Consider the following 12,649-nt stretch of genomic DNA (forward strand, 5'->3'; position numbering starts at 1 on the left):
TCAGCATGCGCCTGCCCGCCGCGGCGCGCAAGACCCGATCCGGCGGCTCCTCGGCGTGTCGGCGGAGGGGTCAGCGCTCCTCGAGGGCGAGCGAGCGCAGCAGCTGCTCCGGGGTGGTGCCGGCCCGCTTCGCGCGGTTCGTGAGCGCCCGCAGCTCCGCAGTCGAGAACCCGACGACCACCTGCTTCAGCGGCGGCGCCTCGGCCTCGAAGAGCGCGGGCGCGGGAGCCGCAGCCGCTGCTGCCGCAGCACGCGGCGCACCGGTGACCGCACCGCCGAAGCCCGGGCCCGCATCGGGCTCGGCGCCGCGCTGGTAGGCGGTCGCGGCGGCGCGGGCCCGGTCGTCCGCGGCCTCGTTCAGCTCGTGGCCCACGTGGCCCTTGACCCACTCGAAGCGGTAGCGGCGGCCCTGCAGGGCGGCGTCGATCTCCTTCATCAGGTCGACGTTCATCACCGGCGCGCCGTCGGCCTTGCGCCAGCCCTTGCGCTTCCAGCCCGGCATCCACTTCACGACCGAGTTGATGACGTACTGGCTGTCGCACAGCACGAGCAGGTCGTCGTCGACGTGCGCGGTGGCCCGGAACAACTCGAGCACGGCCTTCAGCTCGCCCATGTTGTTCGTGCCGTGGGGCCAGCCCCCAGCCGCCCAGCGGTCGTCGTCGATGTACCAGGCCCACCCGGCGGGGCCGGGGTTCCCGAGCGCGGATCCGTCAGCTGCGGCGGTGATCGTCACCGCGACATCGTACGGAGGGGGAGGACGCGCCTCACTCCACGACGAACCACGGCGGGTGCACGACGACGCGGGGCGGGGCGCCCTCGACGTCGGCGAACATCCGGCGCACGCGGACGCGGGCGGGCTCGTTCGCCACCGCGATCAGCGTGATCGCGGCCAGCGGCACGGCGTTCGGCGCGAGCACCTCGACCGTCTCGAGCTCGGGGTCCGTGCGGGACGCCTGCGCGATCGCCTTCGCGGCGTCGCCGACGGTGAACCGGGTGCCCGGCGCGGCCGCGTCGCCGTCCGCGACCACGAGGTCCGGGCCGAGGTCGCGGCCCACCGCGACGAGCACGGCGTAGTCGGCGGCCGTCAGCGCGCGGGCTGCGGCGGACCAGTGCGGCTCCTCGGCGCCCTGGCGCAGCTCGAGCCAGCGCTCGTTGTCGGGGGAGACGGAGAACGGCACGAACTCGTCCACGTGCCGGCCGTCGCCGACGTCCGCGTGGGCGCGCAGCTGCCGGGCGAGCGGCGCCGCGACGTCGAGCTCGGGCTCGAAGCCGGAGGCGACGGAGTGCAGCTCGCCGTCGAGCAGGATCGACTCGAGGTTGGTCAGCGGCGTCACGTGGTACAGCCGCCGCGTCGCGAACGGCACCTTCGGCGGCAGGCCGGCGGGCGCGCCCGGAGCGCGCTTCGACGCCCGTCGCGTGGCCGTGACCCGCGTCGACCGCGGTGCGGTCTTCGTCGCCGTCGTCGCCACGACCGCTACGGGCTCCGGCGCCACCCGCGGGAAGCAGATGTCGCACATGCCCTCGTCGAAGCCGTGGATGCATTCGGCCACCGCGTGCTCGCCCCCGTTTCCCGGAACTCGATTCCGTACCTCCACGGTACGGGCACCCGGGAAACCCCGGGCACACGGACGAGAACCGACAGGGACCCGTGCGGATTCCCACGGGAACCGCGGAGACGCCGTCCCGCGGTCGCCGACGCGTCCGGACGGCCCGTCCGGTCCCGGCAGGATCGGAGGGTGACGACGACGGCGGAGGACGTGCGCATCCCGACGGCGGCCTGGCGCATGCTCGCCCTCGGCGTACTCGCGCAGGCGGCGGGCACCCTCGTCGTGTCCACGCCCGCCTACCTGATCCCGCTGCTCCACCTGCAGCAGGGCATTCCGCTGCCGCAGGTCGGCCTGCTCGTCGCGGCCCCCACCGTCGGCCTGGTGCTCACGCTCGTCGCCTGGGGCGCGCTGGCCGACCGCGTGGGGGAGCGCTGGGTCATCGCGGGCGGCCTCGCGCTCGCCGCGGTCCTGACCGCGCTGGCGGCGGTCGCCGGCGGCCTGGTGCCGCTCGGCGTGCTCCTGCTGCTCGCGGGCGGGGCGACCGGCAGCTGCAACGCCGCGAGCGGACGCGTCGTCGTCGGCTGGTTCCCGAGGCGGCGCCGCGGGCTGGCGATGGGCATCCGGCAGATGTCGCAGCCGCTCGGCGTCGCGGTCGCCGCGCTCGTGGTGCCGCCGCTCGCCGAGGCCGGCGGCGTCGCGGCGCCGCTGCTGGTCGGCGCGGTCGCGACCGGGGTGCTCGCGGTGGCGTGCGCGCTCGGCATCGCGGACCCGCCGCGGCCGCCCCGGAGCGAGGCCGTCGCCGCCGTCAGCCCCTACCGCAGCGACCGCTTCCTGCTGCGGGTCCACCTCGTCTCCGTGCTGCTCGTCGTGCCGCAGTTCACGCTGTCGACCTTCGGGCTCGTCTGGCTGATCGCGGACCTGCGCTGGACCGCCGCGGCCGCGGGGCTCGTCGTCGCAGCCGCGCAGTTCGTCGGGGCGGGCGGCCGCATCGTCGTCGGTTCGCTGAGCGACCGCTTCGGCCGCATGCGCCTGCTGCGCCTGGTGGCCGTCGCGGGCGTGGCCGGGCTGCACCTGCTCGCCGCCGCGGGCGCGGCCGAGTGGGCGCTGCCCGCCGCGGTGCTCCTCGTGCTCACGACGACCGTGAGCGTCGCGGACAACGGCCTCGCCTTCACCTCGGTGGCGGAGGCGGCGGGTCCGGCCTGGTCCGGCAGGGCGCTGGGCGTGCAGAACACCGGGCAGTTCCTCGCCGCCTCCGCGGTCGGTCCGGGCGTCGGCGCGCTCATCGGCGTCGTGGGCTTCCCGCTCGCCTTCGCGCTCACCGCGCTCGCGCCCCTCGCGGCGCTGCCGCTCGTGCCGAAGGAGGACGTGCACCGCGCCTGACCTCCTCCCGCGGCCGCGCACGCCCGCCGCGGGGGCGCCGGTACCCTGGAGGGATGCCTGACGCCCTGCTTCCCCGGACCGACGAGGCGACGGTCGCGGGCCGCACGCTGCAGGTGCGGCCGCGGACCGAGGGCTGGCAGCAGCAGAAGGACGCCGAGGGGCGCCCCCTCCTGCAGTTCGCGTCGCCGAAGCGCGGCAAGCCGCCGGTGCACCTCGCGGACCTCACGAAGGAGGAGCGGCGCGCGCGCCTCGTCGAGCTGGGCCTGCCCGCGTTCCGCGCCGGCCAGCTGGCCCGCCACTACTTCACCCGCTACACCGCCGACCCCGCGGAGATGACGGACCTGCCCGCCGCGGGCCGGGAGGAGCTCGTCCGCGGCCTGCTTCCCGAGCTGATGACCGAGGTGCGCCGGTTCACCACGGACCGCGGCGACACGATCAAGTTCCTCTGGAAGCTGCACGACGGCGCCCTCGTCGAGTCGGTGCTGATGCGCTACCCGGGCCGGATCACGCTCTGCGTCTCGTCGCAGGCCGGCTGCGGCATGAACTGCCCGTTCTGCGCCACCGGCCAGGCGGGCCTGACCCGCAACATGTCCGCGGCCGAGATCGTGGACCAGGTCGTCCGCGCGAACCGCGTGATCGCGGAGGGGGCCCTCGGCGGCAAGAAGGCCGGCGAGACGACGCCGGAGCGCGTGAGCAACATCGTGTTCATGGGCATGGGGGAGCCGCTCGCGAACTACAACCGGCTCATGACCGCCGTCCGCACGATGGTCGCGCCGGCGCCCGAGGGCCTCGGCATGAGCGCTCGGCACATCACGGTCTCGACGGTCGGGCTCGTGCCCGCGATCAGGAAGCTCGCGGACGAGAAGATCCCGGTCACGTTCGCCCTGTCCCTCCACGCGCCCGACGACACGCTGCGCGACGAGCTGATCCCCGTGAACTCGCGCTGGAAGGTCGACGAGGCGCTCGACGCGGCCCGCGCCTACTTCGACGCGACCGGCCGCCGCGTCTCGATCGAGTACGCGCTCATCAAGGACATGAACGACCACGGCTGGCGCGCCGACCTGCTCGCGGAGAAGCTGAACGCCCGCGGCCACGGCTGGGTCCACGTCAACCCGATCCCGCTGAACCCGACGCCGGGTTCCGTCTGGACCTCCTCCGAGCCGGCCGTGCAGCAGGAGTTCGTGCGCCGCCTCGAGGCCGCCGGCATCCCGACGACCATCCGCGACACCCGCGGCAAGGAGATCGACGGGGCCTGCGGGCAGCTCGCGGCCGTCGAGGACTGACCGGCTCCCCGGAAGCGGCGGCCCCCGAAGTGGGGCGCGGGTCGCTGAAGGGTGCGGTGCGCGACCGGGAGCACCCTGGCGGTCACCGTCCACCGCCGCACGGAAGGAGGAGCCGCATGTGCTCCTGCCGTCACTCCCACCACTGCCCGCCGCCGTGCGCCTGCGACGCGGCGTGCGACCACTGCGACCACCGACCGGAGCCGCTCGCGGCCTGAGGCGCCGGATCCGGACCGGCCGCGGTCAGGGCCGGTCGCGGACGCGGTCGACCGCGTCCTCGGCGAGCTCGACCAGCCGGAACGCCGCGTACGGCAGCATGGCGATCAGCGCGAGACCGGCGAACGTCAGCGCGAGCATCGCGATGTCGGACCCGGTCATGCGGGGAATGATGGTCCACCCCCGCGCGGCGCGGAACCCCGAGACCAGGGGGTGGGCCCGCCGCCGGCTCAGCCCCGCTCCCGCCCGCCGTGGGTGCGCGAGGCCGCGTCGTGCCGGGCCGACTGGTCCGCCACGTACCGGCGCCACACCGCGACGGCCGCGTCGTCGCCGCTGCGGAAGTACCCGATCAGCTCGCGGCCGCCCGAGCCCGGCGCCCAGGTGACCGCCCGGTACACGGGCCTGCCTTCGAAGCGCAGGCGGCGGATCACGGCGATCGGTTCCGGGTGCCCCGGCACGGACATCGTCCACTCCGTTCCCGCGACCAGGCGGCGCGGGTGCCAGTCGACCACGGCAGCAGCGTAGTAGTACACATGTTCGAAAGCTGTGGAGAACCGCCGCGTGTCGGTGCCAGGATGTCGCCCGTGAGCGTCGAGTACCGCACCACCATGCACCTCACCGGCCGCAACACCGGCATCCCGGTGCCGCCGGACGTGCTGGAGGCGCTGGGCGGCGGCAAGCGCCCCGCCGTCGCGGTCGCGGTCAACGGCTACCGGTTCGCGAGCACGGTCGGCAGCATGGGCGGGCAGGCGCTCATCCCGTTCTCGTCCGAGCGCCGCGCGGAGAGCGGCATCGGGGGAGGGGACGAGCTCGAGGTGTCGCTCGAGCTCGACGCGGCCCCGCGCGAGGCGGCCGTGCCCGACGACCTCGCGGCGGCGCTCGACGGCGCCGGCCTGCGCGCCGCGTTCGATGCGCTCGCGCCGAGCCGGAGGAAGGCGCACGTCGTCTCCGTCGAGGGCGCCAAGGCGGCCGAGACCCGTGAGCGGCGCATCGCCGCCGTCCTCACCGCTCTGGGCGGCTGAGCCGGCCGGCGCCGCACCGGGGGCGGTCGGCGCCGTCCCGTAGCGTGCTGCGATGTCGTCCCGAGTGCTGCAGCCGGAGAACCACGACGACGGCACGGTCACCGTGACCGCCGCCATCCGCCTGCGGGTGCGCGATCCGCTCGACCTCCGGGGTCGCATCGCGCTGCCGCAGCAGAACGAGGACGGCGAGCTCTTCGTCGGCGACGAGGGCGACCATGCCGTGCTCGCGCGCGCCGTCTCGATCGTCCTCGACGCGGCGCGCTTCGACGTGCTGGGCATCGAGCTGATCCACAACCAGGTGTCCGCGCCGGGGGCCACCGCGTTCCACCCTCACCTCGACTGAGGCCCGGATGCGCGGCGCGGGTCGCGACACGCCGCAGTCGCTGGAAACGCGAGCGCATCGGGTGACCGGTGTGACTGGCCTGCTGATCAGGCGGAACACCCTTACGTAAGACGGCGGCGGGGGTTGCGGCTCACAGCATCGTGTGCAACTGGGACTTGCGGGGTGGGCGGCGCCCCCCGATATGGTGACGCCAGTCGCTGATGACCCCCCGTTCGGGAGTCGCCCGGACAGGGGGCGGCGATCGTTCTCAGCCGGACAACGGGGGGCGTCCGAGCGCTCTTTCGCGCACCCTCCAGGACCCGGTGGCACGACCCTGCCTGCCCACCTCCTGAGCCCCGGAGCACCGTCATGGACACCTCGCACCCGACCCGCGGGCGATTCGCGTTCCTCATCCACCCGCGCACCGACCCCTCCGAGGACCTGGCCCTCGTCAACCCGGTGCTCGGGCTGCTGCCCGGCAGGCTCGTCGAGTCCGCGATGCGCCGCCTGCCGCTCAAGCCGTGGGTGCACGCCACCGTCACCGCCGACGACCGCTCCGGCGAGGTGCTCGGCGAGGTGATCGCCGTGCCGCTCACCCCCTCGATGCTGCTCGGCGACGACCGAGCGCTCGTCGCGAAGCGGATCGACGCGGGGATCGACCTCGCGGTCGCCCACGGCGCCACCGTGCTCGGCCTCGGCGCGCTGACGGCACCCGCGACGGCGGGCGGCGCCAAGCTGCGCCGGCGCACCGACATCGGGGTGACGAACGGCAACGCGTACACGGCCGCCGTCACCGCCGCGGCGGTCGAGCGGATCGCCGCCGGGATGAGCCGGCCGCCCGTCGTCGCGCTCGTCGGCGCGAACGGCTCGGTCGGCACCGCGGTCGCCCGGCTCGTCGGCCGCTCCGGCGTCGCGCAGGAGCTCGTGCTCGTCGGTCGCACCCCCGCCGCCCTCACGGCCCTCGCGAACGACCTCGACGCCACCTGGTCGACGGACATGGCCGCCTGCCGACGTGCGGACCTCGTCGTGCTGATGACCTCCGCTGCGGGCGCCGTGCTCGCCTCGGAGCACCTGAAGCTCGGGGCGACCGTGCTCGACGACACCCAGCCGCGGAACACGAGCCCCGCCCTCGCCACCGAGCGTCCCGACGTCCTGCTGCTCGACGGCGGCGTCGTGTCCACCCCCGGCCTGCACCGGGTCGGCTACGGCATGGACCTCGCCGACACGGCGTCGTTCGCGTGCCTCGCGGAGAGCTCCCTGCTCGCCCTCTCCGGGCACCGCGGTCACGGCACCATCGGACGCCCCTCGCTCGAGCAGGTCGACCGGGTGCAGTCCCTCGCCGACCGCTTCGCGCACCTCGGGTTCGACCTGGCGCCGCCCACCTCCTTCGGCGCACCCGTGCAGGTCCCGGGCTGGACCGACGCCGCGACCCCCGCCACGGCCGTCCCGGACGGCGCGGTCGCATGAGGATCGTCATCCTCGGCGGCGGCTACTCGTCGGTGTGGTGCTACCGGGCGATCCGCCGCTGGATGGGCTCCTCCGCCGCCATCACCGTCGTCGCGCCCTTCACCGAGCAGGTCTTCCACGGCTTCACGGGGGAGGTGCTCGAGGGCGAGCTGACGCCCGAGCTGCAGGAGAGCCCGCTCGAGGAGTGCGTGCCGCGCGCCGAGCGCATCCGCGGCTGGGCGACGGCGGTCGACAGCGAGGCCCGGACGGTGCGGGTCGAGTGGGAGGGCGAGACGCGGGTCGTCGAGTACGACCAGCTCGTCGTCGCGACCGGTGCCCACGACCGCACCGAGCACGTGCCCGGCCTCACCGAGCACGGCTTCCCGCTGCGCTTCCCGGGACAGGTCGGCGCGCTGCTCGAGCACCTCGCACGGGTCGACGAGCAGGTCCCGGAGGACGCCGAGGACGCGCGCCGCCGCACGACGGTCGTCGTGGTCGGCGGCGGCTTCGCGGGCACCGAGGTGGCCGCCGCGCTCGGCCGCCGGTACGGCGACACCCGCCGCGTGGTGCTCGTGTCGTCCAGCCCGACGGTCGTGCCGGTGTGGCAGGACCAGCAGTGGCTGCAGGAGCGCCTGAACCGCAACCTCCAGGACGCGGGCGTCGAGCTGATCACGGCCATGCGCGTGACCTCGGCCGACGAGCGCGGCGTGCTGCTCGCCGACGACACCCGCATCGAGGCCGCGACCGTCGTCGCCTCCCTCGGCAACGCGGTGGGCGTCATCCCGGGGCTCGAGCGGTTCCAGGAGGCGGACGGCCTGCTCGCGGTCGACGACTGCCTGCAGGTGACCGACGGCATCTGGAGCGCGGGCGACGTCGCCGCGGTCCGGCGCCGGGGCGACCGGGTGCCCAAGGAGGCGCTCTGGGCGATCCGTGCCGGCACGACCGTCGGACGCAACATCGCCCGCACGGCCCGGCGCGCGCAGCCGCGGCGCTTCGGCTTCCGCGGGCTCGGCACCGTCGCGTCCTTCGCGCCGGGGCACGCCGTCGCCACGCTGTGGGGCGTGCCGCTCCCGGAGGTCCTCGGCTGGCTCACGCGGGCCGTGCTGTTCCTCTGGTACGTGCCGTCGCGCCGCACCGCCGTGGGCATCCTCCGCTGGACCGTCGGCCGCAACCGCGTCGTGCCGGCGCCGGTCGCCGCGCGGCCCGTGCCGCGCCCCGCGCTCGTCGGCCTCGACGGCGGGCGCACCCGCGCCGACCGCCTGCGGGAGCAGGTGCAGCCGGAGCAGCAGCCCCGTCGCGCCGCCGGCGCCTGACCGGTCATGGTCCCGCAGGACGACGCGTCCTGCGGGACCTCGCCGCGTCAGGCGCGCTGCCTGGGCATGATCACCCAGAGCGCGAGGTAGATCAGGATCTGCGGGCCGGGCAGCAGCATCGACGCCAGGAACAGCACGCGGATGAGCGTCGGCGAGGTCGAGAAACGCTTCGCGAGTCCCGCGCACACGCCTGCGATGAGGCCGCCGCGGACCGGTCGGACGAGGTCGGTCATGGTCCCGATCGTGCCGCTCGAGGCTCGGTCCGGGCTGCGTGTCGCCCTGGTCGCCCCTGGAACCCAGGGCGCTCGCAGCCCGGAACGGCAACGATCGGGGAACGCATCCGCGCACTTCGGCCGTGCGGACCGTCGCGGTCCGGGCGACCTCTTACGATGCCCAGGTGACCGCGATCCAGGCCGCCCTCCGAGCGGGCGGCAAGCTCTCCGCCCTGCTCGCGTTCTTCGCGGTGGCCGCCATCGCCGGCACGCTCATCGCGTGCGTCATCACCCCCGCGGTGGCGATCGCCGGCAGCACCACGAAGCAGCAGATCAACGCCTTCCAGAAGCTGCCCGGCAACATGGCGATCACGCCGCTGGACCAGAAGACGCGCATCTACGCGAAGTCGAAGGGCAAGAACGTCCTCCTCGCGTCGTTCTTCAACCAGAACCGCGACGTCGTCAAGTGGGAAGGCATCTCGAAGACGGTGAAGAACGCGACGCTCGCCGCCGAGGACGTGCGCTTCTACGACCACGGCCCGGTCGACCCGAACGGCATCGCCCGCGCGCTGGTGTCGAACCTGATGCACAAGGACATCCAGGGCGCGTCGACGATCAGCCAGCAGTACGTGAAGAACGTCTGCGTGCAGCAGGCGGAGGCGCTCGTCGACAAGAAGGCGATGACCGCCGCGTACGACAAGTGCACCGAGGGCTCGTACAACCGCAAGATCCGCGAGATGCGTCTCGCGATCGGCCTCGAGAAGCAGTACACGAAGAACGAGATCCTGCTCGGCTACCTCAATATCGCCGGATTCGGCGGCCGCACCTACGGCATCGAGGCCGCGGCGCGGTACTACTACGACAAGTCGGCCAAGGACCTCGACATCGGCCAGGCCGCGACGCTGATCTCCATCGTGAACAACCCCGCGGAGTTCCGGCTCGACCGCAAGGAGAACCTCGCGGGCGCCGAGGCCCGCCGCAACTACGTGCTGAAGGTCGAGCGCAACCACGGCATGATCACGGCGGCCGAGTACGAGAAGTACTCCACCGCGAAGATCGTGACCAAGATCTCGCCCCCGTCCACCGGGTGCCAGACCGCCGGCGCGGCGGGCTTCTTCTGCGACTACGTCGTCAAGACGATCCTCGCGAGCAAGCAGTTCGGCAGGACTGAGGCGATCCGCGACGCGAACCTGCGGACCCAGGGCTGGAAGGTCTACACGACCCTCGACCTGGACCTGCAGAAGAAGGCGCAGAAGGCGGTCGACTACTACGTGCCGCAGAAGCCAGGAGCGACCGACGTCGGCGCAGCATCGGTCTCGGTGCAGGTCGGCACCGGCCGGGTCCTGACGATGGTGCAGAACAAGACCTACCGGCCCACGGGGGCGAAGCCCCGCACGAAGTACTCCGCGGTCAACTTCAACGTCAACCAGAAGCTGGGCGCGGGCGCCGGCTTCCAGCCCGGGTCGACGTTCAAGGCGTACACGATGATCGGCTGGCTGAAGACCGGCCACTCGATGAACCAGAGCGTCAACGGCAACGCCCGCGTGATCCCGGACGGCAACTTCACGGCCTGCGGATCGCCGTACCAGGGCGGTGGCGGCCCGTGGGACCTGCACAACGACGAGGACGAGAAGGGCAACTACACGGTCCAGAAGGGCACGGCGCGGTCGATCAACGGCGTCTTCGCGTCCCTCGCGCAGGAGCAGGACCTCTGCGACCTCGGGAAGATCGCGGAGTCGATGGGCGTCAAGGACGGCTTCGGCGCCAAGCACCTGCAGGTCAAGCCGACCATGTCCATCGGTGCCGCCAGCACGGTCGCGCCGCTCGACAACGCCGTCGGCTACGCGACGATCGCCAGCAAGGGCATCCGCTGCGACGCCATCGGCATCGACCGCGTGATCGACTCGGACGGCAAGGGCATGGCGGTCCCGAAGGCGAACTGCCGCCGGGTGCAGGACGCGGGGCTCATGACCGCGGCGGGCTACGACCTCCACAACCCGACGGTCGGCAACGGCACGATGGCGATGGACCAGCTGTACGACGGCAAGTACGTCTTCGGCAAGACGGGGACGACGGACTTCGCGAAGGACACCTGGACGATGGGGTCCACCACGAAGGTGACCACGGCTGTCTGGGTCGGGAACGTGACGGGGCACCAGAACCTGCGGTTCGTCTACGGGCCCCACGGGTGCAACGCCGGCTCCAACTACGCGTCCATGCGGCACTGCATCTGGCAGGCGATCCAGCGGCCGATGAACGCGAAGTACGGCGGAGCCTCGTCCTGGCCCTACCCGGCGGCGCAGTACGTGTCCGGCGGCGCGGCGATCCGCCACGCGGATGCGATGCCGAAGTCCGACCCGAAGCCGGCGAGGACGTCGAACGGCGGCTCGAAGCCGGCGTCCGACGACAAGGGCAAGGGCGGCGACAAGGGGAAGGGCAAGCCCGGTCGCTGAGCGCCCGGGGCGTCAGCCTCGGGTGTAACCGTGGTCGTCGCGCATCGCCTCGTTGACCTGGACGGTGACGCCGTCCGGGTCGACGACGCGGAGCGAGCGGCCGAAGCTCTCGTCGATGATGTCGGCCTCGAAGCCGGCCGCCGCCAGCCTGGAGCGCACCGCCTCGAGCGGCTCGTCGGCCTCGAACGACAGGTCCGTGTGACCGGGGGAGCGCGGCTCGTCCGCGGACGCATCGGCGTGCAGGCCCACCCCGCCGCCGGACCCGTTGAGCGCCACCCAGCCGCCCGCGTCCGCCTGCACGGTGGTGGCGAGCCCGAGCGCCTCGAGGAAGCGCCGCATCGCGGCCGGGTCGGCGGTGAACCGCACGGGGACGACTCTCATCGGGACTGCTCCTTCGCGAGCGTCTCGAGCCGCCCGCGGATCGCGTGCTCGACGAACGTCGACAGCGATTCGCCCGAATCGATCGCGGCGTGCTTCGCCGCGGTGACGAGCTCGATCGGCAGGTAGACGTTGCACTGGGTCTTCCCGGGCGGCGCGATCGGCATACTAGTAGGCTAGTAGGTGTTCGCTGAGGCCGGCAAGCGCGGGTTCAGGGGTGCAGCTGCAGCCACACCCGCACGTCGTCGCCGAGCTCGAGGCCGTTGGACTCGCGCACGCTCTTCTTCACCGGCAGCACGTACTGGCCGTCGGCGTTCTGCGGGAACACCGACGTCCACCACTGCTTCGCACCCACCCGGCCGTGCGCTCGGATCGCGCCGAAGCCGCGCGGCAGATCGCCGGCGAGCTCGCGGACCTCGCCGGTCAGCTCGGCCGGCAGGGACACGAAGGTCCAGAACTCGCGTCGCGCCTCCCAGCGCCAGAGCGGCGCGGTGAACTCGAGCGTCAGGTCGTCCTGCAGCACCGTCACGACCTTCGAGCGTAGCGAGCGGCGTCCGGCAGACTGGGTCCATGCCCGAGGAGCCGCGCGACCGACTGCCCGCCGTGCCGAAGGTGTTCGAGCGGATCGGGGCGATCGAGGGCATCGCGGTCCTCGTGCTGGTGTCGGTCGGCCTCGTGATCTACGGGCTCGCGACGAAGTCGGTGTGGCCCGTCGTCGTCGGCGGCGTCCTGCTGGTCTTCACGATCGCGGACGCGGCGATCCTGTCCTGGGTGCGCCGCCGCCGCTGACGCGCGTCTGAGCGCTGTCCGGAAGCGGTTACCGCGGGCGGCGGGTGAGCAGCAGGGCGAGGGCTGCGCCCGCGGCGACGGAGCCGGCGACCACGAGCGCGATCGCCCAGACCGGCGGGCCCACCGGCACGACGTAGGTGGTGTCGCTGAGCGGCGCGTACGCGGTCCAGCCGAACGATGCGGGCCGTCGATCGGTCGCGAACCAGATCCCGATCGCGGCGAGCGCGCCGCCGAGGACAGCCGTGATGACGAGGAGCACGCGGCGCACGCGGTCATCGTCCCGCAGCGGTC

Annotated in this window: 17 protein-coding genes; 8 read left to right on the forward strand and 9 right to left on the reverse strand. The window is 73.4% G+C overall.

Features of this window, described 5'->3' with window-relative positions; translation table 11 throughout:
• Positions 1–70: 70 nt before the first annotated feature.
• Positions 71–733, reverse strand: coding sequence for a ribonuclease H family protein (locus ABEA53_RS04435; protein ID WP_425550594.1), 663 nt, complete (start codon positions 731–733; stop codon positions 71–73).
• Positions 734–764: 31 nt separating this feature from the next.
• A complete protein-coding gene (locus tag ABEA53_RS04440) occupies positions 765–1,550 on the reverse strand; it encodes a DarT ssDNA thymidine ADP-ribosyltransferase family protein (protein WP_345479794.1) in 786 nt (261 codons plus the stop codon).
• A gap of 186 nt (positions 1,551–1,736) precedes the next feature.
• On the opposite strand from ABEA53_RS04440, the gene ABEA53_RS04445 reads away from it, so the two are divergent.
• Positions 1,737–2,927 carry an MFS transporter gene (locus ABEA53_RS04445; protein WP_425550595.1) on the forward strand — a complete coding sequence of 397 codons (1,191 nt, stop codon included), beginning with the start codon at positions 1,737–1,739 and terminating at the stop codon, positions 2,925–2,927.
• Between the two features lie 53 nt (positions 2,928–2,980).
• Positions 2,981–4,210 carry a dual-specificity RNA methyltransferase RlmN gene (gene rlmN, locus ABEA53_RS04450; protein WP_345479795.1) on the forward strand — a complete coding sequence of 410 codons (1,230 nt, stop codon included), beginning with the start codon at positions 2,981–2,983 and terminating at the stop codon, positions 4,208–4,210.
• A gap of 240 nt (positions 4,211–4,450) precedes the next feature.
• On the opposite strand, the gene ABEA53_RS04455 is transcribed toward rlmN, so the two are convergent.
• A complete protein-coding gene (locus tag ABEA53_RS04455) occupies positions 4,451–4,585 on the reverse strand; it encodes a hypothetical protein (RefSeq protein WP_345479796.1) in 135 nt (44 codons plus the stop codon).
• A 68-nt stretch (positions 4,586–4,653) separates the two neighbouring features.
• The gene (locus ABEA53_RS04460; RefSeq protein ID WP_345479797.1) at positions 4,654–4,935 is read right to left on the reverse strand and encodes a hypothetical protein; all 282 of its coding nucleotides are present in this window, start codon (positions 4,933–4,935) and stop codon (positions 4,654–4,656) included.
• Between the two features lie 72 nt (positions 4,936–5,007).
• Between ABEA53_RS04460 and ABEA53_RS04465 the strand changes: the two genes are divergently transcribed.
• The 4 genes from ABEA53_RS04465 (at position 5,008) to ABEA53_RS04480 (ending at position 8,526) form a co-directional block, all read left to right on the forward strand.
• The gene (locus tag ABEA53_RS04465; RefSeq protein WP_345479798.1) at positions 5,008–5,445 is read left to right on the forward strand and encodes a YdeI/OmpD-associated family protein; all 438 of its coding nucleotides are present in this window, start codon (positions 5,008–5,010) and stop codon (positions 5,443–5,445) included.
• Between the two features lie 52 nt (positions 5,446–5,497).
• Entirely contained in the window at positions 5,498–5,788 is a 291-nt protein-coding gene (locus tag ABEA53_RS04470) for a hypothetical protein (RefSeq protein WP_345479799.1), read from the forward strand.
• Positions 5,789–6,136: 348 nt separating this feature from the next.
• Positions 6,137–7,234, forward strand: coding sequence for an NAD(P)-binding domain-containing protein (locus ABEA53_RS04475; protein WP_345479800.1), 1,098 nt, complete (start codon positions 6,137–6,139; stop codon positions 7,232–7,234).
• Positions 7,231–8,526 carry an NAD(P)/FAD-dependent oxidoreductase gene (locus ABEA53_RS04480; RefSeq protein ID WP_345479801.1) on the forward strand — a complete coding sequence of 432 codons (1,296 nt, stop codon included), beginning with the start codon at positions 7,231–7,233 and terminating at the stop codon, positions 8,524–8,526. Before ABEA53_RS04475 ends, ABEA53_RS04480 begins: the two co-directional genes overlap by 4 nt.
• A 47-nt stretch (positions 8,527–8,573) precedes the next feature.
• Here ABEA53_RS04480 and ABEA53_RS04485 read toward each other — a convergent pair whose 3' ends face one another.
• Entirely contained in the window at positions 8,574–8,759 is a 186-nt protein-coding gene (locus ABEA53_RS04485) for a PspC domain-containing protein (RefSeq protein WP_345479802.1), read from the reverse strand.
• Positions 8,760–8,923: 164 nt separating this feature from the next.
• Between ABEA53_RS04485 and ABEA53_RS04490 the strand changes: the two genes are divergently transcribed.
• A complete protein-coding gene (locus ABEA53_RS04490; protein WP_345479803.1) occupies positions 8,924–11,191 on the forward strand; it encodes a transglycosylase domain-containing protein in 2,268 nt (755 codons plus the stop codon).
• A 12-nt stretch (positions 11,192–11,203) separates the two neighbouring features.
• Here ABEA53_RS04490 and ABEA53_RS04495 read toward each other — a convergent pair whose 3' ends face one another.
• The 3 genes from ABEA53_RS04495 to ABEA53_RS04505 are packed head-to-tail and all read right to left on the reverse strand — an operon-like array spanning position 11,204 to position 12,098.
• Positions 11,204–11,572, reverse strand: coding sequence for a VOC family protein (locus ABEA53_RS04495; RefSeq protein WP_345479804.1), 369 nt, complete (start codon positions 11,570–11,572; stop codon positions 11,204–11,206).
• On the reverse strand, positions 11,569–11,736 hold the full coding sequence (locus ABEA53_RS04500; protein WP_345479805.1) for a ribbon-helix-helix domain-containing protein: 168 nt from the start codon (positions 11,734–11,736) through the stop codon (positions 11,569–11,571). The genes ABEA53_RS04495 and ABEA53_RS04500 overlap by 4 nt, the downstream gene beginning before the upstream one ends.
• A 44-nt stretch (positions 11,737–11,780) precedes the next feature.
• A complete protein-coding gene (locus ABEA53_RS04505) occupies positions 11,781–12,098 on the reverse strand; it encodes a DUF1905 domain-containing protein (protein ID WP_345479807.1) in 318 nt (105 codons plus the stop codon).
• A 41-nt stretch (positions 12,099–12,139) separates the two neighbouring features.
• On the opposite strand from ABEA53_RS04505, the gene ABEA53_RS04510 reads away from it, so the two are divergent.
• Entirely contained in the window at positions 12,140–12,358 is a 219-nt protein-coding gene (locus ABEA53_RS04510; RefSeq protein ID WP_345479808.1) for a hypothetical protein, read from the forward strand.
• A gap of 28 nt (positions 12,359–12,386) precedes the next feature.
• On the opposite strand, the gene ABEA53_RS04515 is transcribed toward ABEA53_RS04510, so the two are convergent.
• Positions 12,387–12,626 (reverse strand): hypothetical protein, encoded by a 240-nt coding sequence (locus tag ABEA53_RS04515; RefSeq protein WP_345479809.1) that lies wholly within the window; start codon positions 12,624–12,626, stop codon positions 12,387–12,389.
• Between the last annotated feature and the right edge of the window lie 23 nt (positions 12,627–12,649).

This window comes from Amnibacterium soli, from assembly GCF_039544415.1.
Lineage (GTDB): Bacteria > Actinomycetota > Actinomycetes > Actinomycetales > Microbacteriaceae > Amnibacterium > Amnibacterium soli.